We start from the raw sequence: 24,664 nt of genomic DNA, 5'->3' as shown, positions 1-24,664 counted from the left end.
CTGTGTTATGAGCGCTGAAGGTTATACCGCGTGGTGAAACGCTGGTATACCCTTCAAGTGTATTGAAATTTACAGGCTGATTCGGGCTAAAACTACTGAATCAATTTGATGGGTAAGAGAGATATGAAACACATGGTTTTAGGCGGTCTGCTGATGGCCGCAACATTGACTGCACACGCTGATTTCCAGTACCGTACGCCAATGGGTATGGCATTTAATGCCAGCGAAGCAGTAGCTGGGGCACCGGCCGGTGCGGGTTCCATTGATTGTGCTGAAAACAGTTGCTTGGCGATCATTGGGGGGACGGTATGGGGTGTTGGTTATAACGTTGATGGGCGATTAGGGCTTGGTGATACCGATTCCCGTTATGAGTGGACAGACTCGGGGCAGCCTGCCGATAAGATTGCGGCCGGTGAGCGCTTTAGTTATGCCCTTCACCAAGGGAAACTCTACGTTACCGGTACCAACTCATCTGGCGAACTCGGGTTGGGTAATGCGACATCTCAAAACGCTTGGGTTGATTCCGGTGTAACTGCTGATGATATTGCTGCGGGTATTCATACAGGTTATATCCTGAAGGATGGTGAGGTATGGTCAACAGGGTCTAACAGCTGGGGAGGCCTAGCAAGGAATGGGTCGCAAACGGAATTTATAACAACCGGTTTAAGTGCCACTAAGGTTGTTGCGGGTGGCTACTTTGCCTTAGCTCTCAGTAATGGTACGGTCTGGGGTGTTGGTATGACTTCACAGCACCCCTTTGGAAACTATGGTGGTGTTACTCAAAATGCTTGGGTAGATACGGGTTTTTCCGCTACGGATATTGAAGCAGGTAAGTACCATAGTTTGGCAATCAGTGGCGGTGAGCTATATACAATTGGTCGAAATACTGAAGGTATGCTGGGTCGCACCGGTGCTGCCGACCAATGGTTAAGTACGGGGTTGCAACCCTCAATGATTGAAGCGGGGGATTGGGATAGTTACGCCATTGTAAATGGTACTATCTGGGCCGCAGGGGCCAATTCCTATGGTGAACTGGGTTTAGGATCAACTGGTGCAATATCTACCTTTGCCGATACATTACTTGAAGCGGATGAAGTCTCAGGTGGTTCGTATTATGCGTTTGCTAGGAAGGGTGGTGCCCTTTATTCAGCAGGTAGGGATTCCTTTGGTAAGCTAGGGAATGGGACAGGCACATCGGTTAGCATACTGACCTTTACGCAAGTTTACCCAACGCCCTGATAGAAAGCCCGGTATAAACCGGGCTTTTATTTACTGTTTCGAACTCACTAAGAAAATAACGCCAGCCAATCCTCACCTGAGGTGTTTGGGTCGATGGGTTCTCTGGGGTGATCTAGGCCGTTTATGTAGCCAATCGTGCCTTTCTCGAAGGAGCCATCGCGCACTGTCCGATCAATCAATTGCAACGGAGATCCATCTTTAGCTTCTAAATCAGGCTCTAGCGTCAGAGTGTCGCTATCACGAATATCTAGAGTATTTTCTTTGAATCCCCAAATTATGACGCGACAACCAAGGCCATTCGGGCCAAGCACATCAAGGCTTTTGTATTTGCCTGTATCTTCAATTTGTTTAATGATGGGCTTAATGATTTGCTCGAACCAGTAATTTTCGTACTGATCCTTAAACTCGGATCTCAGGAGGGTTTCAACCTCATGACGGTCTACACCTTCCTGCTTGAGTGCATCACGGCGCGCATCAATCTTATTCTCACTTACTAGCCAAGCGTTGTATAACTCAGACACTGTTTCCATCGTCTCTTTCCACGATAAAAGTATTTATGATTTGAGCGGGGCGGCGATCACTCGCCGCTAAGGTGCTCGGAATGATTTTCAGTGATGTAATTGCTTAGCGCGCCCTCAGGCAGCAGGCAGGATAGAGCATCGATCATACCTACCAGCGCATCATACTCCTCATCATCTGAAGTCTCTTGAAGGCCATCTTTAAGCTGGCAAAAAGCTTCTTCATCACTTAAAGAGCCTTTAGCAGCAATAGGGATTTCCTTTTCTTCAAGCGTCCAACTGCCACGAAAATCCACGCCGTCCTCAGGATCATCATCAAAATGGTGAATATTGTCTGACATTTGACCTTGACGCTCACCTTTAGCGAATGCATTAAGCGCAATCTCTTCACCGCAATCCTTCAAAAACGGAAGGTATCGCTCAACATCTACACTAGGATCTAATGCAGTCCATGACTGGGAGATAATTACACTATTAGTGAGTTGTGCGGTTTGTGCTGACATCTTGATATCCTCTCTCAAACTTATGCTATATATTATAATGATATATTACTGTAAAGCAAGCAATTATTAGCGCATATATTAACTGCCTTTTGATTTTTGGGTCATGAATTCATATAATGATTTTTAACTAAATCTAGAAGAATAAGAGCATGCCAATATCACAAAGCAATCCCACTATAGACAAGCCGCCGTTCGACAAACTTATTGATGAATGGCTCATGATAATAGGAGATGAAAGAGGTAGCCAAATGAAGATCGGCGTTCTTCCGAATGAGGGTGCAAAAAAACCTTACCGGACGATCAAGATCACGGGACTTAAGCCGTTTCTAGCTTTAACGTCAAATTTTGTGGAAACAGGCTTTTATGACCACTTAGTTGAAAGCTTCACTGACGCCAATGGGTATGACTGCATGTTTGAACCAACCGAAGTCACAATGGCGGCTTTAAGTCAGGCTGAATAGCGGCAGCCTGACCTTATCGGTGAGCTTACAAAGTGTGACCCGGCTCACCGCATGAGCCAAGTGCTTCCGCATAGTTTGAGAGCTCTTCATCCGCATCATCATCGCCAAACAACACGTTGCGAATAAAGTCTTCAAGGTAGCCTCCAGAATCTATATCGCGCCATCCATTGCCTGTAATCTCAATGCCACCGATGGATGCATAGTCTGTAGTATCAAACTCCAGCCCTGATATAAGTTTTACGGTAGATTCGGTTAGCTCACCAGTACTATTAAAGGCTGCCGTGAAGTGGCGTTCACTTCCTTCTAAACCATATAGGTAAACATCAATGCTCTGACCATTAATGCATGCTGTATTGCGATATTCCGAAGCGCTTGAACTCATAAGGTAATCCTCTCTCAATGCGTACCTTATATTATAATGAGAAATACAAAGAGTGCAAGCAATCCTTTAAGGAAGCCCTGTATGGCTAGCATCAGGAATTTATTTTTGCTATATTATTTTTAATAAGAATTATATACGAGCAGTCAATGCCAAAGCATACAGATCAAGAATTACACAAAACGACTTTTTGGGCAAAACTTAAACACGTCCTTTTTCACGATTGGGCGAAGTGGGAAGACGTTGGTGAAGGAAACATCACAAAGGCGGCATAAGGGTAGGCACCTACATCCGACAAAAACGGTACTGCAAAATGTGCGGCAAGGCTCAATTGAATGACATAGAGCACTATGATTAATTCATTGAATAATTATGAATATTTACCAAAAAGCCCGCTATAAAAGCGGGCTTTTATCAGACTTAAATCAGCCTATAGTGTGCGCTTACCATTGAGCACCCAAGCACCGGACTCGACCTCTTCAAATATGAAGTTAATGCCGCGCATACCGCCAATTGCCACATCTACCTGCCCGCCACCAAGATTACGATGCAGCTTCAAATCGTCACAATTGGACTGAGCAAAATACTCACGAGCCTTGTTATTGGCCTTTAAGGCGCCCAGCTTTTCTATACCCTTCTTATCAAAAGGCATACCGCCATCCTCAGCGATCTTCAACAGACCATCCACGTCTGAATCGCGCAACGCCTCGCAGCTCACCTTTGCCAAAGACTCTACATCAGTGGGTGTGCCACCACAACCTACTAAGCCTGCTGTTGATGCTGCTAGCGCCAGTGCAATAATTGAACGTTTCATAAGTAATCCTTCTCTCATTGATTTGGTTGATACCTATTATAATGAAAATAATGGATATTGCAAGCATTAACTTCTTTACTTTGAATTATAATTAAAATAATTGAACCTTTTTGGTAATTAGATTAATCGACCAAGTTTAAAAGTCTGATCGGCATGCCCCAGCTGTGCAACAATGGCTTCAGGGTCGTGTAAAATATCCTGTAGGCGGTGACGTCTAATCTGAGCACCCATTTTTAACATGCGGTCATAGTCGCTGTGAGAGCCTTTATAGATACTTACCACGCCCAAACGGAACAGATAGTCTAATCCTGCTGCCGGTTTATACATGGGTTGATTGTACTGCTCTAGTGCCCAATCAAGCTCCAGATCCAGAAACGTCTGCAACTCTTCATGGTTTACCTTAAACTCAACATCAGTAGGCACGTGCATGTACTGTCGACCACCGGACTTCTCTATTACCGTCTCAATACCTGCTGCTGCGGCCTGAAGGTCTCTAAGGCCGTTAAACTCATCATCATAGCTGGTATCCGCAAACGGTACTGATACATCAGGGAAATCATTCAGTAGTGGAAACTCTGGTAACTGCTCCTGATCTAATGGGGGTAGGGTAAGCTGCCCATCCTGCACCACATCTTTCCACACTCGTAGAGCCTGTAGGCAATCGTTAAATCCATATCGCGCCCACAAAACCTGTACTGCGATCACTTCTTCAAAAGAAATGATCTGGAAGCGAGGAGGAATGCCTTCCGAAGCGGCCCGCTGATCTTCTAATTTCTGGATAGATAGGGCCATGCGCAACAGCTCTTCCGCAAATGCAGGGCTATAGGCATTTGGTTGAAGTTTAATGGAACCATCATCTTCTAGCTTGCGCGCCAACCAACTGCGTTTTGTTGGATCATTATGGTATGCCTGCAGATAGTTGCGGAACGCCCATAGATAGCGCATATAATCAAATTGATCTTCTTCCAGCATGGTTTCCATGCTTTTATCAGTGGCATTCTGAAGGCAGATCCAACAGCCGTATCTTGCCCCGCAGCCAGCGCTGCCAGCCTTACCGTCCAACGCATTAACCATGCATTCGCCACCATTAGCTGCGCGGTATGTTTCTACCAGTGAGCTAAAGTCGGAGTAGGTATCAAGCATCTCAGATCGAACCATTCCAATGACCCAGAAAATATCATCTTGGGTAAAGTGAGCAATAGAGGATAGGACTTTCTCATCACCACGCGTAATATGTTGGTGTGGCACCTCGCCGTACTTAATCATATCAGCACGACGCGCATCACTTTCATCATAGCGTTTACCAACTAAGGTAAGTACTTTCTCACCATAGTTATTGTGTAAGCGCTTGAGGATTTTCTTCTTCAGTCGTTTCAGAGGCTCAACTTTCATCATCTTCGCACACTTACGGCTGGACGTTGCAGCGACGCTAGCAATCGTGCGTCCACCTAGAATATTGACTATGTAATTTTCAGACATGGATGGGATAGCGATATCGACTTCAACAGGAAGATTGTTTGCCGCCGCATAATCCCGGATGCGCTGAATTTCAGCGAGGGTGTGTTTGTCGATCTCTGGATTTTCAAGCAAGGTGTTGCTGTGAATAACCGACAGGACGGGACAATTATCTCGTCCATGCTCTGAGATATATTCCTTTAGGGCTTCCATTGTGAGGGCGAGCTGTACGCTGGAGTCCTTGCCACCCGAATACGCTTGAAACAGCGCCCATCCATTAGCAAGGTATTCCTTGATTTTAGCCTTTAGCGTGGCAATTTTGGTGTCAATATCATCGTCCTGACGAAAGCCGTCAGGCAGCTCCATCGTGATATCAATCGCTGCAATTGGTTCCGCTGAACCAAATAAATCACCACTCATCGCATTAGTCATAGAATCACCTCTCTCAATTTCTTATTATATTATAATGAAAATAAACAAGAAGGCAAGCAAGACGCTTCAGAAGTAACCTTTATTTTATTAGTATGTGGCGGGGCATGTCTCGCACCTTGCACACAAAAATAGTATCGTCATCACAAACATCAACCATATTGTTATTAGTCAATAATGCTGACAATAGAATCTGGTCCATGGCGGCTAAGTTCTGATTTGATTCAATCTGAAGCCACTTCTCATTATAGCTAGACCCCTTAATGCAGATCGCATAGGTCTGAACCTGATCAAATAATCCACCCTCTTCAGGCTCGTCAGACGACTCCACAATAACGGGGTTGTCAGTGTGTTTGAGTGCGTAATCCGCAATAAAGTTTTCGCTTAAGCACTCTCGCAAAGTCTCATTAAGACCATCAGCAACTTCTTCAGGATTGGTAGACTGAACTGCAAACTGCAAATTCACAAGGGCGTAAGGGGTATTAGGTTTAATCTCATGCATGATTATCTCCTCTCAAAAAATCATTTATTATCATAATGAAAATAATCACAAAAACAAGGGTGAGAATTTGGCAATTTGGCTGAGCACGCCTCAAGCAAGTAGTGCAATAAGGAATGACGTTTTTATAGGTCGGTGTTAATTACTTGATTACTCGAGAGAGTTTCGAGGCATCCTGTTCGGGCACACCGTTATAATTCAAACGGGTTATCCAATCATTCATTTTAAGGCCTATTTGATCCGCAATCGCCTGAGCCTCGTTCTTTGTTAGATTGAAAGCACTTGCCGCCTTTTGAGCCTGATCTAAACTAGGTAGAAAGGTGTTATAGCCAAACCCTATCTGTGGGTACTTGTTTAATTCCAGTTCCGGCACAATGTCATAGGCGGGCGTAAGTCGCCAACCTTTAGTGGTGTGCATGAGGGAGAAATTCCGTAAATGATCATCCCGATTATTCAGGACTTCATTTAAAAGCATTTGCCCAAAGAGTTGCTTTAAATCGGCTTCTGGATCGCAGGAGTAAGAAATCAGAATCCTTGCTAGCTGGTTGTATGTAGCATTTCGGTTATCGCTTTGTTGCTCTTGATCTTTTAACAAGGCATTCATGGTAAGCATGTGATAACGACCGCCATCAGGGCTGGTATCAAAGCGCTTGGCGAGCAAGTAGGGCTTAGCTCCAATCTGGCCAGTAATAGAATCTGTCGTGCGGATCTGTGCGTCTCTCGCTATTTCTAAGCAAGTATGTTCAACAAGCACTTGGTTGAACGTGTCTTGCTGGCGATTAAATTTAGCAAGATAGGTGTGCTGATCATCATATACCAAGGCTTTTGGCCTAGCGCCTCCAACATTACTGCCTTGAACCAAGAGTTGTAAGCCAAGGATTTGTAATTCATCTTCGTCAACATACTCATGCCCTTTGTTTGCGCCCGTATCGAGCAGGCTTAGCCGCTCAATAGGGAGCCCCATTCCATAAACAGGGGCTGTCGAGATCGGGTTGTTGGGGTCGTGCGGTATGGCACGTAAAGCGCCAATACCGCTTTCCGGTAAGTGGTTTAAAATCTCGATATTATCATTAGGATCGATCTTGCGTTTTTCGAGTGCACTATAATGCCTTGCGATCAATGCACGGCCCCACTTATCGGGTAGCATATCATCCAGAAAGCCCGGAAGAGTTAGTCCATCCGTTCCATATTCAAATACACTCTCTTTTAGAGGAGCATGAATGGGATCTAAATCATGTGCGGCAGGGTGGGCGAGGTATTCGTTAGTGTAACGGAAGTTAATCTTCGTTAAGCGCCCATTATCATGTGCTGCCAAGACAAAACTGCCACAGTGCACACATTCGCCTGAGGGGAGTTTGTTCCAAAGTTTGTATGCCGCTTCCTTCATGGCTTATAGGCCGAATTTATCGAGCAGGTTAGGTTGCTCTTTAGGGATAGTAAAAAAATCTCTCAACTTATCTTCAGTGCCAAGCAGGATTGATGCCTTAACATAGTGGTTAAAGTGAACACTTCCGTTTCCCTTTTCCATTTTCTGATAGGTTGCGCGACTGACGCCAATGCGACGGGCAAATGCCCCTTGGTTATCGGTGGGAAACTGCATTTTCCGCGCTTTTTTAAGTGCTAATCCCAGTGTTTCAAGGAGAGGTTTGATTTGGTCATCAAGCATGCAAAGGCCTAATTAATTGTACAATAGGTACATTATAGGCAACAAAAGCCTAATTTACTAGGCTTTTGCTTCTCTCCGATTGAGCGTTATGGCAATACACTCATTCGTAGGGTACATACTGTAGGATTTCAGTTCGAATTTCACAATCTTGGGTGCCATTTGAAAGATTAAAGCCGCCCAGTTCCTCAAAGGCGCGCTTAGCGACCTCGATCTGCCTCGAATGCAAACTAATAAGGTAGCCCTGATCATGTGCAGTAAGAGTAATAAGGAATTGCCTTTGTAAGTCACTCACATCCCATGCAGAATTGTTTTCACAGACTAATAGCGGAAGATCTTGAGTGTGTGCATAGTATGCGCGTGCCAAAACATACACCGCTATTGCTGAAAGCTCATAAGGTTGAGCCATTAGTGAGTTTTCGAAAGCGCCTGTAGAGTCAATAATGGTGTCGTGATAGGCCCGCTCGGACTCGAGTAGGACTTCTCGAGAAGGCAAAGCCAGTGCAGGCTTGGATTCTTTTTCAAGCTGACCACCCAAATAAGCATGATAGAGATAAGTTTCTCCCGAAGATGACATGCTCGTAGTTGAGTCGATATAGGAGAAGCCTTCTTGTATATCTTCTTCCCCGTATGGGCCTGTTTTGTAGACAGCAACGCGATATTCAGCGAGAGGGCCTTCAGGATTGGAGGGTTCCTCGACCATCAGAAACAGATCACCATCAACCTCACGAAGCGTAAGGGGTCTTGAGTTTTCATAGAGTGAGAGGGAATTTTTACCTTCTTCCACATAATTAGTGGTGATGGTTCGCATTACATTATTCCTTTTGCCTGAGAGACTTACCAATCCAAGCCTTCTACGTTAAACTCGTGCTTACACTGAGTGCACACCACCCCCTTTACAGAGAAATTTTGATGCGCTTCAGACCAGTGCTCACCATTGGGGCAGGCCTGCATCAAAACTCCGCATTCTTCATCGTGGTTATGCCCGTTTGTATCTGCCTCATCTCGAAGGTTAATGTCCGATTCACAATTAGGACATTCAACCCAAACATCGATATGCATTGAGGCTCTAACGCTTTTTTTATCTGTCATATCCGTCCTTAATTCACGTCTTGGCAACGAACGTATTTTGGTCCATCCGTAGGCGGGTTTTCATACACCTGATGATCACTGGTGAAGGTCATGCCTTCTTCGGTCATGGCACCGCATTTCTCGCAGCATTTACGTACACTGCCATAGGGCTGATTGTCTTGTGTGATAAGGTGTAATGTGACTTCTTTCATCAATACGTTCCAACTAATTAGTTAAATGGCTTGTCGCAACGGAGACCTGAATCAGGGTGGCCAAACTGATGTTCGCACTTTTCTCCGGGGTCTATTCGGCACCAACCGGACTCGCAATACTCACATAGAGCATCGCGGTTCACCGATCGATTGAATGCTAGCCTAATGCGATCCTGTTGACGGGATTCGTCATCAATATCCATAACGTGCAGCTCAACTTCATCAACCATATCAATGCTTTTAGGCTGGATAAGGTGATTTGTAGCCAACATCACCCAACTCAATCACGCCTTCCAGATTGAGAATGGCATTAATTACACGGACGCTTGCTTCACCCAACTCTTTTTGCAGCCATACATCAAGATCGGTGTACCAGAAGCAGCTACGCCCATGATCTTGAGTAAAACGCGCCAATAGTGACTCAGGCGACTCAGAGCCATCCGAGCATAGCCCTGTGGACGAAAAAGCATTTCTTATTGATGACAGCATGTGACACCTCTCTAAAATATTACCTTTATACTATAATAATAAATAAAAGAAATACAACTCTAGTCAACTGAGTTTTCGGAGAGTAATTGGTCGAAGGGGTGAGGATCTACCATTCATTCTCGCGCAACTCTTTTGCGTACTCTCGTAGCAGCACATTACCTTCTGAAGTGATGTTGTTATGCGAGTTGATCAAGCCTCTTTTCCTCAGCTTGCCTAACCAACCGCCTGCCCACAGTCGCAACCCTCCACCTCTACAAACACCGCGACCGGCGCGTGCGGTACGCTGCCACCCTTCATGATCAGAAGGGAAATACAGTTTTGCAAACTGCCCCGGGGTTACACCGGGATGCTTGGAGACAATTTTAAGACTTTTAATGGTTGCGTTCATAGCGGTAAGAGGGGAGGGTATTAACCCTCCCTGACATCTCAAGCTTCTTCCTGCGCCATAGCATTGAAATAATCATCACAGTAGCGCTGTAAGTGTGCCTGAAGGGTCTTGCGATTCATGCGTTGCGTAGCCGGGTATTCATCCAAAAACTGAAGGATGGCTTTATGATCAGAAGATAGCGCTTCAAACCATGTCTTATAGGCATTCTCATCACCCGCATCTTCAGCCACCAGCACCTCACCCATCTGTTTAACGCAGGCATGAAAATAGCTAAGCTCGACCAAAGTACGCCCGATCATGTCATGCGCACTATGGTTTCCAAGCTGATCATTGAGGTCAGGGCAAAGGCGGAAAAACTCAAGCACGTAGGGCATTGTAATGTATGGAGTGACTTCAAGCTTAGGGTCATCAGCAAGCGCCAAGCGAATGTTATTCAGCTCATGCTTCCATGTGCCATTTTCAACATAACCAGTAACGCGAGCCTGATATTGATTGATCGCATCACGTACGCCATTCATACAGTTCTGATAGACTTCAAATTCAGCCATACTGAGCGTGCGGCCCGGAAGATTCATCTGTACCTGTGCAGGTTGAGTGCCGAGCTTAGATTGCACGCCGTCTTCAGCATACGGGAGCTCCAAGGTGTGATCGCTCCGGACGGAACTAAACATATGCCCCAGCGAAGGATGTATAATGCGGAAATTTACCGTCCGACCTTCTTTGCTCATCATGCCTTCACGCACGGTTACCAAGATGCCGTAAGTGCCTTTATCAATCATCTGTCCACGCATAATTCCATCCTCTCCATCAACTTTATTGCAGCCTATATATTAAGCTGCACGCATAAGCCCATTAATACAATACAGTAAATTACTTATCAGCCAAAGCGCACACTACGCTCAGCTTCATCAAAGAGACGCCATTCATTATCACCGCGACCCCATGCAAGGGTGCCGTATGCTGGCTCTTCTTCTGCCCAAACTTCCAGATCGACCGCATCATTGGCCGCAATCTTTTCCGACAAACGTTCTGCAGCAGACTCTGATGAAAACTCAACTGGGTGAGAATAGCGACGACCATCACGAAACTCTAGCGCAACGAAGTAGAAGGAGTCTGGCTCAGGGCACGGCTCAAACATATCCCCGCCGTAGCTAGCCTGCTCATGCCAAGACTCAATAGCGCGCTGATTGCGATCCAGTGCTTGCACACAAACGCTTCCACCCACTTCCGATAGTACAGTACGTTTAGACATAACCCAGCCCTCTCTAAAACTTAGGATATATTATAATGATAAACTGAAATAAAACAAGATCAAGCCAAATTAACCTCTAACTTTTTGACGACTCTACATCCAGCTTATCAGTCTAAGCAAAAAAGCTGTTGGAAATTCGCTATAGCTGAATTAGCTGATTAACAGGAACGGGTGGTCGTACGAGATTATCAGGACAGCTAAAATCATGATTTGTTGCTGTTACACGACCTGCATCCTCACTGTGCGTTGAGCGATCATAGCGGTGCTTCTTATCGCTACAGACCAAGCACTCGTAGCCCCTTGAAGTGGTTCGATCCAACACCTTAATGACTTTACCTTTTTGAGTTGCGTACGACTGGCCTACCTCAAACATGAATGAGGTATTATTAACCGCTTGCTTAGCTTGATTACTCACATTTCACCTTAATTATTTTTGAAGGGGTTTACGACGCTTACTGCCACCACCTTGCCACTCTTCCGTTCGACGCGCTAATGCAGCTTTCGCTTCAGTAGGCCACTCAAAGTCACGCCCGTAGGTAGACACGCCAAATTCAGACTGCTGCTCTTGCATGGCTTGATCTACGGTCACCACCTTAATATCCTGATCTTCAAGCAAGCTTGCCACAGCCGTTCCATGATGGGTGCTAACACCACCGATAACCACAACTGTTTTGCCACTCATTGTGCAGCACTCCCTGATTCATCCAGCAATGCTGCAACAAGCACATCAAACTCAACCTTACTCATCTGATCAGAGTAGAAGTAAGGTGTCTTAGAACCACGATCTGGAAACGCTGGCACAAAGGTATCAAACTCACGGCCGTTCACATCCATATCGCAGGTATTAACCTTGCCTTTTTTGACCAGTGATCCAACAACGCCTTTAACCTCTGCAGTGCTCATACCATGCTCATCAGCCAGCTCTGATATTTCCGGCCCACAACTACCAAACACGTAGCTGCAGATAGATTTCAGGACTTTGGTTTCACGATCTGTTAGTACCGGCATGCCTTTACCCCCCCCTCTCATTGAATAATATATATTATAATGAAAAAGAAACTCAAATCAAGAGACTGGGCTTATCTTAGGCCTATTTTGTCAGCAAGATAGCCATTATTGCCATATACTAACGTCCCCATTGCAAATAAAGAGATCATGGCGCACGCGGTTAGGCCAAGAACCCAGTCGGGCAGGGTTAAGGTTGCAAACGAGTCAGTTGATGAAAGCCCTACCACAGCAACAAACAGCATAAGTGCTGGAATAAAGAAGACAAACAGGTATTTAATCTTGGATTTCATGGATCACCTTTTTATAGCAATTAGGCCGTGATGGGCGGGTTCATTACTAGGTAGATTAATATGCCGCCAAAGATAGCCGTAAGAATCCAATCTAACCACTTCGACCCTGCTTTGCGGCCCTCATATTGCTCATAGACCCGAAGTGCCTTGACGATCCAAAAGCCAAACATAAATGTGCAAATCACCCAAAAGAGCGGGATTGTTATAGCGGTGGTGACTGTTTCGACCAGTTGGGTTTTTAACACCATCATTGCAGAAACCAAAACCAGTACCGGCGTAGCCAGCATTAAGGCTGTGAACTGCAAAAACGTCGTATGGCGCGTTTTGAATCCAATGCCAATGCCCTTAATCGCTTGTGAAATCATTTTTTTCACTCCTTTAAAGCCAAATAGATAGTGGCAGAGCATGCCTTATGCTCACCTTTTATTTTAGAATAGCCTTACCTTGTTTGCCTTTTCCTTTCCAACCTTCACCGTTGGAGAACGGATCAGCTGCTTTTTTCTTTTCCATTCCTAGTACAAACTCGCCAGCTTGAGCGCCAATTTTTGTTGCCTCTCCGAATGCATGTGGCATTTTAGCTGCAATTGATAAAGACAATAATTTCTTCTTATGCATTTCTCTCACCTCTTTTACTTACATTTTATTATAATGAATTTTAATTTAATAACAAGTTATTTTGTGATTAGTGAGAGCTCTTGAAGGAGTCTGCATATTTTCGTTATAATTTCAAAAACAATAACAAAAAAGGCTTAAGCAAATGAGTGCGGATCTCGCAGACATTCTCTACAACGGTATAGGCTTAATCGGAACAGCGCTTTATATTATCTCTTACACGTTGCTTCAGTTAGGTAAGCTTGACGGTAATGGTCGGGCGTACATCTTATACAACCTAGGTGGTGCGATTTGTGTATCAATCAGTTTGATTCACAATTTCAACCTTGCCTCTTTAACTATTCAGCTCTTCTGGATTGCTATCAGTATCGTGGGTTTGATTAAGATGCAGAGGGAAAAGAAGGGTGATCCTTCCCCTGCGGAAGTCTAGTCCACAGGGGAGAGTGCTTGCTAGTGGTCTTCACTGCCGCAGTGGCATCGGGTCTGGTTGGGTACTTCAATCATCGGCATAATTTGTAATGAAGCTATCGTACGGCGCTGAGGATAGGGCTTCATGACGTATTGGATGTAGCCGAGGGAATCCTCCTCAAGCTTACCCTCTCGATTAAACACGCGCATAGCCATCGCATCAGGTGCACCATTTTGATCCACTAGGATAAAGAACTCGAAACGTTCACCTGATGCACCTTCAGACAAGTGAATATAGCCGATATTTAACTCACCATATTGGATGGCGCGATCAAAGAAGGTGGCCGCTGTCGCCATCCCTATATAGCCCTGTAGTACGTAGGCTGTGAAAGATTGGCATATCTGTGCAGTTTCTCCCTGCCAGCAAGGAAGGTCTGCAAAGGGGTAAACGGTAAAGGGTTGGGGTGATAAGGATTCGTTCACTGATTAATCTCCGTTAGATGTCGCACATTCTATACGAATCAATACCTGCGTGCGACATTGACCCGCTTCAATAGGTAACTAAGGTGCTGTTCCTATACCTACTCCTCTCGCGGCACCATCTGCTTGTTTTCAATATTGTTGTGATTGAGGCCTTCTACAATAGCCCACGCCCCGCAGGCGCCATGATGCGAGATTATTGCAGGGACATATTGCCCGAAGAACATTTGCGCTCGGTTGTCCATGTCATTTTCGAGAAGGTTTGCGAATTTCTCAAGGCAGGCCGATTCAGCTCGGTAATCATTCGCGATCACCCTGACTTGTTCTTGTGTGGTTAAGTACTCCCCAAACTGTTCTACAGGAGATTTCATACCTGCAGCTTGTGCGGAGAATGCGGTAAGCAATAGTGTGCAAAAAAGGATGAGCTGTTTCATGATCACCTCTGGGTTATTAATCGATTTGTTTTAATGTTTTGTGCTGCACTTTTAATCTGTGAGTACAGTCTTTTTAGCTGCTTGCGGGCTGACCCTTTAGGGAGGATTTTAATAATTGATTCTGCTTTACTGTATTCACCTTCGCGCACTAATCTTAGTACTTGGCGAGCGACATCGGAGTAGAGTGACGCGTTTAAGTCAGCAATTTCCAGTTTTAAATTAGATAAGCGTTCAGCGTGTTTTTGTGACTCTTCGCTCAAAAGGCTTATTGCGTCATCAGTATTTGCGTTTTTGTTGGTATCAGTCATTAAAGTAATCACTCTGCGACAATTGGTTCTTTAGGGCTATTACATGCCCCCTTAAATATCTTCTTGCTTATCAAAAGCATTAATCTTACTCATCAATCTGGATTTTGAGCGTGCGTAAAGAACGGCATCCGTATCGATGTGTCGAGCAAACCAGCGTGATCCTTTGTTTTTAATTTCCCACTCCATGCGAGAACTTGGTGTAATATTTGCCATAAATCCTCCTTTCTCATCACATTAATTATAATGAAAAAACACCAAAGATCAAGTACGGATATTAATCAACCCCTTGTTTTTGATGCGAAATTAATATAAGGTTAATTAAAAAAAGAAGATCAGCTATGAAAAAATTACTTGCTTGTGCTATTACTGCGGCTGCGTTATCGCCTACAGTTAATGCGGATTTTATCTATCGTACCCCTGCGGGCATGCAGGTAGGCTCCGGTGCCTCTGAAGAAGCTAGTGGGTCTAGTCCATTACCTTCTAAGCCAAGCTACAGTTCTGACTGTGCAGGGGCGTCTATTGGTGATTCGTGTATGATTAATGATGATTCCGTTATTTATGCTGGCGATCTCTCAGGAGAGCGAATATACATGGCATCGAATACTGAGCCTGAGAATGGTTATTTTGGGCTACGGGGTTATAGCTACGGTTCAGTTTTGGGTGATGGGTATGGTAATACACCTAAAATGATTGGCGGGTTATTTGATCATCAAGGTTCTAGCAACCCTATTTCGGGCTCAACCTATGTAAATAACATTGCCACGATGTGTACGTCCCATGGGTCTAATTGGTATGTTCCAAGTGAATCAGAGCTATCAACAGCTTTTACGAATTTAAGTCATAACCTTTCAGGATTAGGGTTTGCAACTAACTTAACGTACATTACGTCAACCGAGCATGGGACGCTCTATGCGAAAGGGTTGAGGCCGCAGAATAGCACTGCTCCGGCGGTCGATTACCTTGACAGGAGTCATCAAAACCCGATCCGCTGTTTTGTTAAAGATACAGAGAAGAAGCTCCTCGCTGTAGGTCCGCGTAACAATGTTGCTCACAATGGTATTAACGGGCTAACTGACGCGTCTTTTACAGCCAGTTCTAATTATAGCAGTGATTATGCTTATTCAGCGTTTGATGGTGGTGATTACAATAATGCAGGTTTTGATTATGGTACATTGCTAGGCTATAAAAACCGTAGCATCTGGCTTGTTTACAGAGGTCAGGATGAATGGATTCAAGTGGACTTTGGAGATCGGAAGGTCAATGCTGCGGGCATCGTGATCAGGAATCCTTCTCTTTATCCGAGTTGGCTTACCTACATGCCAAAAGATGTAACGGTGCAGGCTTCTAATGATGGGGTAACGTTCCATGATGTGAAAAGTTTTAATGATCTGCCGCAAGAGCCCATGAGCACCTTAACTTTCGACTCACCGGTATATGCGCAATATATCAGGCTTGTGGTGCACTCTAACTACGGCAACACATATATACAAATTGGTGAAATTGAAGTGTTTGAATAAATCGCTTCTTTGAAATGTAAAAAGGGCCTAAGGCCCTTTTTTGTTATCAAATGGCTTATTTATAATAGAACCCACATTGAATTGCGTGGCATCTCTGGATCTTTTGGTGGAGCCTCACTGCCTGAATCATCCACGTCACTTCCGCCCGGATTGGAGAAGTTTGTGCGGATATTCTTTTCAGCTTCAGCAAGCGAGCCGAAGGGGCCATAAGGGGTACACTCATCCTCTTCATAGGCATCTTCAAAATTTCCCAGTAGGACGTACCACTGCTCATCAGTAGCCAGCCAAAAAGAACACCGCCTACGCATGCTCATATGCTATCACCTTTGTTCTGTGTTTTCGGCAAGGCGTATTGCCGTCTGTTCGTTCTAAGCGTGGATCAATATGAGCAGCACGGCTAAAACCACAATGTGCGCACGGCTTACCTTTTATTCCTAACTTATAAAGAACGAGATCGCGTGCTTCATCGAGCCATACATTCCGGTACAGAGAATACAGTGCCAATAAAAACGTCCCAATGAAAAGAAGGAATGGCACTCCTGCACCAATCACTATTAACCATCCTGCCAATGTCATGATTATGCCTCCAATATCATTTTGTATGGACGGCGCTTGTAGTGGGTAATCTGGCACAAGGTATTATTCTCCAAGCAAGTGAAGCGTGTTTTCCGGCCTTCTTTTCTGACACGGAAGCGTTTTCCAGTGAACTCACCCGCAGGGCCACGGAACGTCAGTGCGTCCTCAAACTCCACAAGATCACCATCTTTCAGTGGCTCCATGTCTGCAAACTGCCGACAGCGCTCACGCCAAGCCACCGCAGACTTCTTATCTGTTGGCGTCAGTTTATCCAATATTGATTTGGGGCACTCATCTTCCGCAGGCCCTGCATCTTCAGACACATATTTTAGGCACACTTCAGAGCCCTTTTGTGAGATTAGTGCAACAGACACCCACACTTCTAGCACCTCATCAGTTTCGACACGGCGATTCTCTATAGCTAAATATGCTACACAACCCTTACGGCGATACTCAATCACATTGCGTTCAATACCATTCGCTTCCCACGTATGGTCTTTAACAATTTCATCTTTAACGGATTTGACATCCTCCCCGCCCTGAAGAGACGGGGATTCCTATAAGTAGGCGGCAATACTCTTGCGAGATTGCACAGGTTCCTGCTTCATAGAGCTCCCCAACGGAGGCTCTCCACAGGCTAAAACGGCATGCCCTGCCGCTAAAATATTTAAGGCCGCATTATCATCCGCATTAAGTTCTTTGCCGCAATTAGTGCAGCTAAAGAGTGCCTGACTGACCCGGCTTGCCGGGTCTATATGGCCACAGCATGAGCAGGTCTGGCTGGTTCGGGCAGGGTTGATCGCCAGTACATCACCGCCTTTCCACTGCTGTTTGTACTCCAACTGACGCCGTGTTTCAGACCACGCCTGATCAAGAATAGATCGATTGAGACCTGATTTTTGGCGGACATTGGAGCCGGGAGAGTCTTGCGTGCCTTTTGCAGATTTTGACATATTCCTGACCTGCAAATCCTCAATAATGATCATGGCGTGGTTATTGCTGATCTTAGTGGTGATTTTATGCAAGTGGTCTTTACGGCAATCCGCGATCTTACTGTGAAGGCGCGCGATGCGCGCCTTCTGTTTCTGCCAATTGGCAGAGAATTTTACTTTACGTGCGAGATTTTGTTGCTCGCGTTTCAGTTTCTGTTGGTGTTTTTTAAAGCTATTGAGGGGCTCATAAACAACGCCATTGGATAGGGTTGCGAAACGTTTAACGCCTAAATCAATCCCCACAATGGAGCGAGAAGGGTGCTGTGGTTCACTGATCTCTATTTCACATTGAACCGAAATATACCATTTCCCGGCGCGATAACTTACGGTCAGATTTTTAGGTTTACCTTCTAATTTCCGGCTGTTTCTAAAGCCAACCCAACCGATCTTCGGAATATAAACGCGGTTCCCTTCAAACTTAAAACGCTGTGGGATGCGGAACGATTCATCTTTGCCTTTCTTTCGCCAGATAGGAATACGTGTATTCGGCTGCTGTTTATCAAATCCGTCTTTAAAGGCGCGATCCAGATCCTTCAAACGCTGTTGTAGAGCCTGACTGTCCCCGGCCTTTAAAAACCCTAATTCTTCTGATGATTTCCAGAGTTTTAACCAAAAACAAAGCTCTGCAAACCACAAAAGAGGGAGCCCATCCTTTAATCTACGTAGGTTCAGTTCTAATGCTTTATTCCAGACAAAACGACAAAAAGCAGCCTGCTCAAATAGCATCTGCTCAATCTCAGGCATTGTCTTTAACTGGTACTGAAAAGCCTTACGTATCAACATGTAGCAAGAATAATACTGTATTTATATACAGTCAAGATAATCATGCTTTGCATGATGCGCTATCCATCCCCCACCTGAAGGAAGGGGCTTTCCGCGCTTATTGGTAATACTGTCCTTCTGCATGCAGGTCCAACCCATGGCATATCTCCTCTCTAAATCTCTACCTATATTATAATGATAAATTATAAAAAAGCAATCAAGGCGATGAGTTTTAATCTTTTTTAGGGCTCAAATGACTCAATATTTGCAAAGACCTACTTCAGCACGTGAGCATTACCATCCACCTAATAATTGGAGAATAGAAATGCCTCTGCTTCCTCTTCAGTCATCACAAAACCAAAATACACCAGCCTTTCTTCCGTGGTTTCAATGGCCTGCCAACCTTCTGAGCTATTGATATCAAGGTCCTCAATGTTCACATCATCATACATAGGGCAGACGCACCATGAGTGCTGACACCATTGGCCATCTTCCGAGAGGGCATAGCCCGTCGCTATTCGCACCTTGTCACGGTTGGCATCCCATAGGTTTGCGCTATTCATGTGGCATTGAGAAGGCTCCCCCAGCATCAAACCTGAATTGTCACCATCAATCACAAAGCCACGAGTAAGAATCTTATCAAGATCTTCTTCATACTGAGCGCTTAACATACCACCAGCGATGGATTGAAGTTTTTCTTTCAGTTCTATCAATCGTGGGTATCTGGAGGCAGCGTCATCGAATTTCCGATCAAGTCCAGCGCGCCATTTAAGATCGCAGTCACACTTATAAGGTCCAGCGTAATAGGGTGCATCAATATATGGAGACATTGTTGGCTGCGATTCCGGATTTGACATGTATTTACTCCTCTCTCAACTATGTATTTTATTATAATGATTTTAATTCATTCTGCAACGCATAGTCTTGATTCTTTAAGATGAATCATTATAATATTTAAGACCAAATCAAGGGAGTCAGAAATGTTTTACCGATTAAATGCATTGGTTTATCGTTTATTTGGTAAGGTTTATCCGTGCCGTCCTTCAGGCTGTTACTATGGGTTCACCTCAGTCTGCTGTGCAGCCTTCATGATATTCCTCCCGGTAATTATCGCAGGTTTTATACTTGGGGTTAAAATTTTCTTTGACTTATTTGACGTCAATCCATTGGCAGCTTTAGGTGTGAATACGGTTGAGCTTGCAATGCAAGTCAAAGCGGGCTTATGGATCGTGAACGATTCGCCGGTTTTACTGTATGTTTTTTTAATTGCAGCAATTATTGGATATTTTGTTCTCGTAGCAGTGCCGATTCTCTTGGCGCTGTGGGCTGCTTTTCATGGTATTAAGTATCTACTTAAGTCGATTGGCTTTTTGATAAGCTTGTTGCCAACACCGAGCATGCCTAATGCTGTTAAGATGTCATGTCAGCTTGTGAAGTCCTTGCATGCCCAGCTTTGTAAGCCGGTAGAACTGGGCAAGTAGTCCGTTTTACTGGGCTAATAGTGATGCCTGAAAGCGCTTTTGCTTCCCAAACAGTGCATCCCCATTGTAGTGAGGTATACGCACGGTTTTTTAGTGCTTCTCTAACTCCGTGACTGATCCCCATCTATGTGAGGTAGGCGCTTGAAGTGAGGGATGAAAAGACTCGTGAGCAGATTTGATCCCCATGTTATGGGGCAAGAGTGTTGTTTCAATTCATACTTCCTAGTCTTAACGGTTTATCCCCATGGGTTTCGGAGTGTGCTTGCTATCATCAAACACTCAAGAAGCAGAGATCCGTCAATCCCCACCGGTGTGGGGTAAACTCTGTTTATTGAAGAAAGACTCACACCAAACTCAGGTTAATCCCCACACTTACGGGGAGGGTCTGTATTCGATACGGATGTGCCTAACACATTTCGATCAATCCCCATGCCTGTGGGGTAGATGGTGTTATAGGTAATTCAAGTCTGCGTCCATTAGATTTATCCCCGTACTTTCGGGGCAGACTCAATGTGGGCAGTAGCCTCTTCAGCTGATAGCGGTTAATCCCCGTTTCTTCGGGGCTGACTCCTGATAGTCATCCATAAATGACATCATCAGTGATTTATCCCCACTCCCGTGAGGTTCACCTAAAGCCGCAACTTCATTGACTAGACTATCCTCATAGCAATGAGGGTGTAAGCCAGTAGGCTCATCCCCGTGCTTACGGGAAATATAGTAATTAATAGGAGACAGTTTTACCCTACCACACCAAGCTTGAATATCTAAGGCTTGCAGAAAGTGGTTAATCCCCGTACTTACGGGGCAGATGCTCTTGTGCTGTTTGCACCATGAGTTGTTCAACGGTTAATCCCCATACCTACGGGGCAGACAAGGAGAGGCGTTTTGATTGTGATGATATTCTCGATTAATCCCCATGTGTACGGAGAATATCTTATTTCGGACAGTTCTTTTACATCATCCCACGGTTCATCCCCATTCATATGGGGCAGGACTAATGTTGTTCGAGGTGCATCGCGCTAGCACTGGTTAATCCCCGTACCTACGGGGCAGACTTCGGTCTTCGTATACAAGCTTCGCCAGATGCCGGTTAATCCCCGCACTTACGGGGCAGACTCTTTCACCAGTTATGAAACCGCCAAGAATGCCGGTTAATCCCCGCACTTACGGGGCAGACAAGGGGACACCAGATTCCATCTGTTACTCACTGCGGTTAATCCCCGCACTTACGGGGTAGACCAGATTAACGAAGTCAAGGAAGCTAAGGGGTTCGGTTAATCCCCGCACTTACGGGGTAGACTTTTAGTGAAATTCTAAATGCCTGTTCCAGAGCGGTTAATCCCCGCACTTACGGGGTAGGCTCTTACTGCAATATGTTGATTAATCAAGCGAAATTTCAACTGCAGCAATCTACCAGAATCTTTAGGACACCTGCCGCCGAAGCGGCAGGGTGTTTAACCCACATCAGTGGGCGCATTAATACCATAACGGCATATCCCCACAGGGTGGGGATAGTCAGCATATCACACCTTTTTAATCTTGCCTTCGACGGTCTTGATTGGCTGATCCCCATTCAATGGGGTTATTTATGGTTTGAACGGCTACGTTTTAGCTATCCCGGTCGATCCCCGTACCTACGGGGAATACGCTTCGAGCTTCCTCAAAATCCTATAAATTGTGCGGTCTATCCCCGTCCCTACGGGGAATACTACTCTAGATTGCCCAATTGCGAGAACATTTCCGGTTAATCCCCGCACTTACGGGGCAGACGTAGGGTGCTCGATTTCAAAGGTATGTTCTAGCGGTTAATCCCCGCACTTACGGGGCAGACTTTTTCCTTTACACGCCAGATGCGGCTGTTTTGGGTTAATCCCCATCCCTACGGGGAGCATCAGGTTCCGGTTTTGCTCCCTGAGCTGCTCTACGGTTAACCCCCATACTTACGAAGAATACGACATTCGTGAGGACATGTAATGCCGTGTTTTCGGTTCATCCCCATGTGCACGGGGAATACAACGAGCTGCATAGAACGAAGCCTCATTACTACGGTCAATCCCCATTTCGCTGAGGTATGCGAGAATACTTTTTATTAAGACTCATCAGTTATACCTCTGCTGGTTAATCCCCATACAGACGGGGAATGCTGGAGTCAGTCCATAAGGTTGTTCCAAGAAACCGATTCATCCCCGCACCTACGGGGAGTACAGATTGTATGCCCAGTTGAAATGCGGCCTTTCCGGTTCATCCCCGTATCTACGGGGAATACTGAGGACTTACTAGAAGAAAACTATCTAAGTGACGGTTAATCCCCGTGCCTACGGGGAATACGTTCTAGGACGTTATTGCCCTGCTGCAACTAGCGATTCATCCCCGTACCTACGGGGAATGCGTAGATGAAGCAGGTCAGCTTGGTACTAGGCAGCGGTCAATCCCCCTACCTGCGGGGAACACGATCATTCTACCTGCTTCCCTTAGCTACCATGGGGTTTATCCCCACCTGCATGGGGTAAGTTCACCGCTTGCCTTCAGCGGAGCCATGTCGTGCGATTTATCCCATGTTTATGGGGTGGTACGCAGATATGACGTTTATCCCGACTACGATGTGCAAGGTTCATCCCCGCACTTACGGGGCAGATATGCGCTCAAATATGGAGAGGGTATGTTCGTGCGGTTAATCCCCGTGCCTACGGGGCAGGCTGGAGTTTAAGGATTACACTTTCTAACTCCTTCGGCTAATCCCCGTATCTACGGGGTTGGCTGATTAACAACCGTTCTGTAGATGTTTTTGGACGGTTCATCCCCGTACTTACGAGACAGACAATCCGTACCCTTTGCGTAGATGAAGCAGGTCAGCTTGGTACTAGGCGGCGGTTAATCCCCGTACCTACGGGGAATACACCTCTTAAGCTCATTCCGTTTATATTCATAACGGTTCATCCCCGTACCTACGGGGAATACTATTATCGTCAAAAAGAACGAAAACACCTTTCCGGTTCATCCCCGTACCTACGGGGAATACAATGGTGCTAGAGCAGTTGTCTAGGTTGAAGTCGGTTCATCCCCGTACCTACGGGGAATACATCATCCGTGCATATAGATCAGGGTCTACTACCGGTTCATCCCCGTACCTACGGGGAATACGGTCACAATGAATACCAAGCAAACCCAAACTACGGTTCATCCCCGTACCTACGGGGAATACTCTAATGCTAATCCATTGATGTTAAAGAGCGTTTTGCGGCTATGGATATCTACCAACCATAACGGCAAACGGGTGACTCTATGAATCACCCGTAATTTGTGCGATGAAGCAGCCTAGTCGTTAATCATAAAGGCTTCAAAATCAAGCTCAGCGGTAGCTGGATCACTTTTGACTTCATCCCACTGGCGTAGTGCAGTCTGCAGTACCTCACCTTCAACCGTAAAACCGTCTTCTGTGAAGCCTACAGTGCCCACAATTTCTGGTGCATCTGCATCTTCAGCCCATGTGCGCACGGTCCATTGGCCCGACACTTGACCGAAGTTATAGTTTTTGTGGGCACCCATGTAAGGTTTGCGCGCAAATTCACGTAACGATGCCAAGGCAAGGCCCAGCTCTAAGCCTGTGCTGTTTTCAAGGATCATCTTATGATCCATGACGGTACCGCGTCGAATTGCTTCAAAGCCATCCAGTGGGCGCTGAATACTATTTTGGCTACCTTCTTTTGCTTCACCAATCTTTTTGATTTCAGCTTCATGTGCGCGAATTTGATCAAATAGCGATTTTTTGTCCCCTTCCGTAGAGGCATTCATCGCTTGTTTTTTCAGCTGGTTGATTTGCGATTTGATCGCATTTTTCTTCTCAGACACTTCTGAGTCTTCATTGATCATACGCACCAGCAAATCCTGATCATCTTCTTTCAACCATTCAACCTGATCAGGGCTGCGTACAAATTCGTTGGTGCGGGCACCCGAGCCCTCAAGGTATACACAGTTATCCGATTTTGGATGTGCGTTACCAATGCCCCAGTGACCTGCTAGCTTCCAGCGGCCAAATAGGCTTAGTAGTGGGTTCTTGTCACGCAATTCACCTTCTTGCGACACAAGGCCGGAGGTTTTTTCGTTCAAGGTTTTGTCGGTAATGTCGACGCCAATGGAGTTCATCATGTGTGTGGTGAGTGTCCATGGTTTTTCTTCCTGAGTGCTTTGCTTGCAGGCGCGGTACACTAAGTCACGGCAGGCGCGGCGAATCGCACCACGAATGGTAGAGCTTGGGAAATATACCGGAGAACCGTGCGTTTTGGCACCCGCACGCGGTAGGCGAGCAGTTTTGTCACTTGGAGAAAAATTATCACCCGGACGGCTTACCGCCAATCCTTCTTCTGCAGTAATTTCACCAGTAAAACGATAAGTAGTAGCTGTGTTAGTCATTGAATGTCTCTCCA

The 24,664-nt window shown here is 45.5% G+C and carries 37 protein-coding genes and 2 CRISPR repeat arrays; of the genes, 5 read left to right on the top strand and 32 right to left on the bottom strand.

Features of this window, described 5'->3' with window-relative positions; all coding sequences use genetic code 11:
• The first annotated feature begins 123 nt into the window (after positions 1 to 123).
• Positions 124 to 1,239 (top strand): RCC1 domain-containing protein, encoded by a 1,116-nt coding sequence (locus ACMXYT_RS20615; RefSeq protein WP_415912278.1) that lies wholly within the window; start codon positions 124 to 126, stop codon positions 1,237 to 1,239.
• A 47-nt stretch (positions 1,240 to 1,286) separates the two neighbouring features.
• Here ACMXYT_RS20615 and ACMXYT_RS20610 read toward each other — a convergent pair whose 3' ends face one another.
• Complete coding sequence (locus ACMXYT_RS20610) at positions 1,287 to 1,769, bottom strand: hypothetical protein (protein ID WP_415912277.1); 483 nt, start codon at positions 1,767 to 1,769, stop codon at positions 1,287 to 1,289.
• A gap of 47 nt (positions 1,770 to 1,816) precedes the next feature.
• Positions 1,817 to 2,260, bottom strand: coding sequence for a hypothetical protein (locus tag ACMXYT_RS20605; protein WP_415912276.1), 444 nt, complete (start codon positions 2,258 to 2,260; stop codon positions 1,817 to 1,819).
• A 248-nt stretch (positions 2,261 to 2,508) separates the two neighbouring features.
• Between ACMXYT_RS20605 and ACMXYT_RS20600 the strand changes: the two genes are divergently transcribed.
• The gene (locus ACMXYT_RS20600) at positions 2,509 to 2,721 is read left to right on the top strand and encodes a hypothetical protein (RefSeq protein ID WP_415912275.1); all 213 of its coding nucleotides are present in this window, start codon (positions 2,509 to 2,511) and stop codon (positions 2,719 to 2,721) included.
• Positions 2,722 to 2,746: 25 nt separating this feature from the next.
• Here the strand turns inward: ACMXYT_RS20600 and ACMXYT_RS20595 are convergent, their stop codons facing one another.
• The 20 genes from ACMXYT_RS20595 to ACMXYT_RS20500 all read right to left on the bottom strand — a co-directional run bounded on the left by ACMXYT_RS20595 (position 2,747) and on the right by ACMXYT_RS20500 (position 13,285).
• Positions 2,747 to 3,103: a hypothetical protein gene (locus ACMXYT_RS20595; RefSeq protein ID WP_415912274.1), complete on the bottom strand. Its 357-nt coding sequence runs from the start codon at positions 3,101 to 3,103 to the stop codon at positions 2,747 to 2,749.
• A 427-nt stretch (positions 3,104 to 3,530) separates the two neighbouring features.
• Positions 3,531 to 3,914: a hypothetical protein gene (locus ACMXYT_RS20590; protein ID WP_415912273.1), complete on the bottom strand. Its 384-nt coding sequence runs from the start codon at positions 3,912 to 3,914 to the stop codon at positions 3,531 to 3,533.
• A 117-nt stretch (positions 3,915 to 4,031) separates the two neighbouring features.
• Positions 4,032 to 5,801 carry a phosphoadenosine phosphosulfate reductase family protein gene (locus ACMXYT_RS20585; RefSeq protein ID WP_415912272.1) on the bottom strand — a complete coding sequence of 590 codons (1,770 nt, stop codon included), beginning with the start codon at positions 5,799 to 5,801 and terminating at the stop codon, positions 4,032 to 4,034.
• Between the two features lie 79 nt (positions 5,802 to 5,880).
• The gene (locus ACMXYT_RS20580; protein WP_415912271.1) at positions 5,881 to 6,300 is read right to left on the bottom strand and encodes a hypothetical protein; all 420 of its coding nucleotides are present in this window, start codon (positions 6,298 to 6,300) and stop codon (positions 5,881 to 5,883) included.
• Between the two features lie 139 nt (positions 6,301 to 6,439).
• Complete coding sequence (locus ACMXYT_RS20575; protein WP_415912270.1) at positions 6,440 to 7,684, bottom strand: type II toxin-antitoxin system HipA family toxin; 1,245 nt, start codon at positions 7,682 to 7,684, stop codon at positions 6,440 to 6,442.
• A gap of 3 nt (positions 7,685 to 7,687) precedes the next feature.
• The gene (locus tag ACMXYT_RS20570; RefSeq protein ID WP_415912269.1) at positions 7,688 to 7,963 is read right to left on the bottom strand and encodes a helix-turn-helix domain-containing protein; all 276 of its coding nucleotides are present in this window, start codon (positions 7,961 to 7,963) and stop codon (positions 7,688 to 7,690) included.
• A 100-nt stretch (positions 7,964 to 8,063) separates the two neighbouring features.
• Complete coding sequence (locus ACMXYT_RS20565; protein WP_415912268.1) at positions 8,064 to 8,771, bottom strand: hypothetical protein; 708 nt, start codon at positions 8,769 to 8,771, stop codon at positions 8,064 to 8,066.
• Positions 8,772 to 8,797: 26 nt separating this feature from the next.
• The gene (locus tag ACMXYT_RS20560; RefSeq protein WP_415912267.1) at positions 8,798 to 9,052 is read right to left on the bottom strand and encodes a hypothetical protein; all 255 of its coding nucleotides are present in this window, start codon (positions 9,050 to 9,052) and stop codon (positions 8,798 to 8,800) included.
• Between the two features lie 8 nt (positions 9,053 to 9,060).
• A complete protein-coding gene (locus ACMXYT_RS20555; protein ID WP_415912266.1) occupies positions 9,061 to 9,243 on the bottom strand; it encodes a hypothetical protein in 183 nt (60 codons plus the stop codon).
• A 17-nt stretch (positions 9,244 to 9,260) separates the two neighbouring features.
• Positions 9,261 to 9,515 carry a hypothetical protein gene (locus tag ACMXYT_RS20550; RefSeq protein WP_415912265.1) on the bottom strand — a complete coding sequence of 85 codons (255 nt, stop codon included), beginning with the start codon at positions 9,513 to 9,515 and terminating at the stop codon, positions 9,261 to 9,263.
• Complete coding sequence (locus tag ACMXYT_RS20545) at positions 9,484 to 9,732, bottom strand: hypothetical protein (protein ID WP_415912264.1); 249 nt, start codon at positions 9,730 to 9,732, stop codon at positions 9,484 to 9,486. Before ACMXYT_RS20545 ends, ACMXYT_RS20550 begins: the two co-directional genes overlap by 32 nt.
• A gap of 106 nt (positions 9,733 to 9,838) precedes the next feature.
• Positions 9,839 to 10,120, bottom strand: coding sequence for a hypothetical protein (locus tag ACMXYT_RS20540; protein WP_415912263.1), 282 nt, complete (start codon positions 10,118 to 10,120; stop codon positions 9,839 to 9,841).
• 38 nt (positions 10,121 to 10,158) lie between these two features.
• A complete protein-coding gene (locus ACMXYT_RS20535) occupies positions 10,159 to 10,911 on the bottom strand; it encodes a hypothetical protein (protein WP_415912262.1) in 753 nt (250 codons plus the stop codon).
• Positions 10,912 to 10,997: 86 nt separating this feature from the next.
• Positions 10,998 to 11,372 (bottom strand): hypothetical protein, encoded by a 375-nt coding sequence (locus ACMXYT_RS20530; RefSeq protein WP_415912261.1) that lies wholly within the window; start codon positions 11,370 to 11,372, stop codon positions 10,998 to 11,000.
• A 139-nt stretch (positions 11,373 to 11,511) separates the two neighbouring features.
• A complete protein-coding gene (locus ACMXYT_RS20525) occupies positions 11,512 to 11,787 on the bottom strand; it encodes a hypothetical protein (RefSeq protein ID WP_415912260.1) in 276 nt (91 codons plus the stop codon).
• A gap of 12 nt (positions 11,788 to 11,799) precedes the next feature.
• Positions 11,800 to 12,054 carry a hypothetical protein gene (locus tag ACMXYT_RS20520; RefSeq protein WP_415912259.1) on the bottom strand — a complete coding sequence of 85 codons (255 nt, stop codon included), beginning with the start codon at positions 12,052 to 12,054 and terminating at the stop codon, positions 11,800 to 11,802.
• On the bottom strand, positions 12,051 to 12,380 hold the full coding sequence (locus tag ACMXYT_RS20515) for a hypothetical protein (RefSeq protein WP_415912258.1): 330 nt from the start codon (positions 12,378 to 12,380) through the stop codon (positions 12,051 to 12,053). The genes ACMXYT_RS20520 and ACMXYT_RS20515 overlap by 4 nt, the downstream gene beginning before the upstream one ends.
• Positions 12,381 to 12,451: 71 nt before the next feature.
• Positions 12,452 to 12,670 carry a hypothetical protein gene (locus ACMXYT_RS20510; protein ID WP_415912257.1) on the bottom strand — a complete coding sequence of 73 codons (219 nt, stop codon included), beginning with the start codon at positions 12,668 to 12,670 and terminating at the stop codon, positions 12,452 to 12,454.
• 20 nt (positions 12,671 to 12,690) lie between these two features.
• Positions 12,691 to 13,035, bottom strand: coding sequence for a hypothetical protein (locus tag ACMXYT_RS20505; RefSeq protein WP_415912256.1), 345 nt, complete (start codon positions 13,033 to 13,035; stop codon positions 12,691 to 12,693).
• Between the two features lie 58 nt (positions 13,036 to 13,093).
• Complete coding sequence (locus ACMXYT_RS20500; RefSeq protein ID WP_415912255.1) at positions 13,094 to 13,285, bottom strand: hypothetical protein; 192 nt, start codon at positions 13,283 to 13,285, stop codon at positions 13,094 to 13,096.
• A gap of 142 nt (positions 13,286 to 13,427) precedes the next feature.
• Between ACMXYT_RS20500 and ACMXYT_RS20495 the strand changes: the two genes are divergently transcribed.
• Complete coding sequence (locus tag ACMXYT_RS20495) at positions 13,428 to 13,712, top strand: CBU_0592 family membrane protein (RefSeq protein ID WP_415912254.1); 285 nt, start codon at positions 13,428 to 13,430, stop codon at positions 13,710 to 13,712.
• Between the two features lie 20 nt (positions 13,713 to 13,732).
• Here the strand turns inward: ACMXYT_RS20495 and ACMXYT_RS20490 are convergent, their stop codons facing one another.
• The 4 genes from ACMXYT_RS20490 to ACMXYT_RS20475 form a co-directional block, all read right to left on the bottom strand.
• Positions 13,733 to 14,173 (bottom strand): hypothetical protein, encoded by a 441-nt coding sequence (locus tag ACMXYT_RS20490; protein WP_415912253.1) that lies wholly within the window; start codon positions 14,171 to 14,173, stop codon positions 13,733 to 13,735.
• A gap of 98 nt (positions 14,174 to 14,271) precedes the next feature.
• Complete coding sequence (locus ACMXYT_RS20485) at positions 14,272 to 14,604, bottom strand: hypothetical protein (protein ID WP_415912252.1); 333 nt, start codon at positions 14,602 to 14,604, stop codon at positions 14,272 to 14,274.
• A 2-nt stretch (positions 14,605 to 14,606) separates the two neighbouring features.
• Positions 14,607 to 14,912 (bottom strand): hypothetical protein, encoded by a 306-nt coding sequence (locus tag ACMXYT_RS20480; RefSeq protein WP_415912251.1) that lies wholly within the window; start codon positions 14,910 to 14,912, stop codon positions 14,607 to 14,609.
• A gap of 51 nt (positions 14,913 to 14,963) precedes the next feature.
• The gene (locus ACMXYT_RS20475; protein ID WP_415912250.1) at positions 14,964 to 15,125 is read right to left on the bottom strand and encodes a hypothetical protein; all 162 of its coding nucleotides are present in this window, start codon (positions 15,123 to 15,125) and stop codon (positions 14,964 to 14,966) included.
• A gap of 125 nt (positions 15,126 to 15,250) precedes the next feature.
• Between ACMXYT_RS20475 and ACMXYT_RS20470 the strand changes: the two genes are divergently transcribed.
• Positions 15,251 to 16,429, top strand: coding sequence for a discoidin domain-containing protein (locus ACMXYT_RS20470; protein WP_415912249.1), 1,179 nt, complete (start codon positions 15,251 to 15,253; stop codon positions 16,427 to 16,429).
• A gap of 59 nt (positions 16,430 to 16,488) precedes the next feature.
• On the opposite strand, the gene ACMXYT_RS20465 is transcribed toward ACMXYT_RS20470, so the two are convergent.
• The 4 genes from ACMXYT_RS20465 to ACMXYT_RS20450 form a co-directional block, all read right to left on the bottom strand.
• Positions 16,489 to 16,743 carry a hypothetical protein gene (locus tag ACMXYT_RS20465; protein ID WP_415912248.1) on the bottom strand — a complete coding sequence of 85 codons (255 nt, stop codon included), beginning with the start codon at positions 16,741 to 16,743 and terminating at the stop codon, positions 16,489 to 16,491.
• Positions 16,744 to 17,007: 264 nt separating this feature from the next.
• Positions 17,008 to 17,466 (bottom strand): DUF6927 domain-containing protein, encoded by a 459-nt coding sequence (locus ACMXYT_RS20460; RefSeq protein WP_415912247.1) that lies wholly within the window; start codon positions 17,464 to 17,466, stop codon positions 17,008 to 17,010.
• A gap of 96 nt (positions 17,467 to 17,562) precedes the next feature.
• On the bottom strand, positions 17,563 to 18,780 hold the full coding sequence (locus tag ACMXYT_RS20455; RefSeq protein WP_415912246.1) for an RNA-guided endonuclease InsQ/TnpB family protein: 1,218 nt from the start codon (positions 18,778 to 18,780) through the stop codon (positions 17,563 to 17,565).
• 284 nt (positions 18,781 to 19,064) lie between these two features.
• Positions 19,065 to 19,616 carry a hypothetical protein gene (locus tag ACMXYT_RS20450; protein WP_415912245.1) on the bottom strand — a complete coding sequence of 184 codons (552 nt, stop codon included), beginning with the start codon at positions 19,614 to 19,616 and terminating at the stop codon, positions 19,065 to 19,067.
• 123 nt (positions 19,617 to 19,739) lie between these two features.
• Between ACMXYT_RS20450 and ACMXYT_RS20445 the strand changes: the two genes are divergently transcribed.
• Positions 19,740 to 20,240: a hypothetical protein gene (locus ACMXYT_RS20445; protein WP_415912244.1), complete on the top strand. Its 501-nt coding sequence runs from the start codon at positions 19,740 to 19,742 to the stop codon at positions 20,238 to 20,240.
• A gap of 528 nt (positions 20,241 to 20,768) precedes the next feature.
• Here ACMXYT_RS20445 and ACMXYT_RS20440 read toward each other — a convergent pair.
• Together ACMXYT_RS20440 and ACMXYT_RS20435 are read right to left on the bottom strand one after the other, a co-directional pair.
• Positions 20,769 to 21,083, bottom strand: a complete 315-nt coding sequence (locus tag ACMXYT_RS20440; protein ID WP_415912243.1) for a hypothetical protein — start codon at positions 21,081 to 21,083, stop codon at positions 20,769 to 20,771.
• Positions 21,084 to 21,266: 183 nt separating this feature from the next.
• Positions 21,267 to 21,540: direct repeats of the CRISPR family, unit length 29 nt.
• Between the two features lie 1,489 nt (positions 21,541 to 23,029).
• Positions 23,030 to 23,442: direct repeats of the CRISPR family, unit length 29 nt; unit sequence CGGTTCATCCCCGTACCTACGGGGAATAC.
• A gap of 113 nt (positions 23,443 to 23,555) precedes the next feature.
• Entirely contained in the window at positions 23,556 to 24,650 is a 1,095-nt protein-coding gene (locus tag ACMXYT_RS20435; protein WP_415912242.1) for a hypothetical protein, read from the bottom strand.
• Positions 24,651 to 24,664: the final 14 nt, after the last annotated feature.

The organism is Neptuniibacter sp. QD37_11 (assembly GCF_047778105.1).
In the GTDB taxonomy this organism is placed as follows: Bacteria; Pseudomonadota; Gammaproteobacteria; order Pseudomonadales; family Balneatricaceae; genus Neptuniibacter.
The sequence above is the reverse complement of the archived record's forward strand: the minus strand, read 5'-3'. Positions and strand labels throughout refer to the sequence as shown.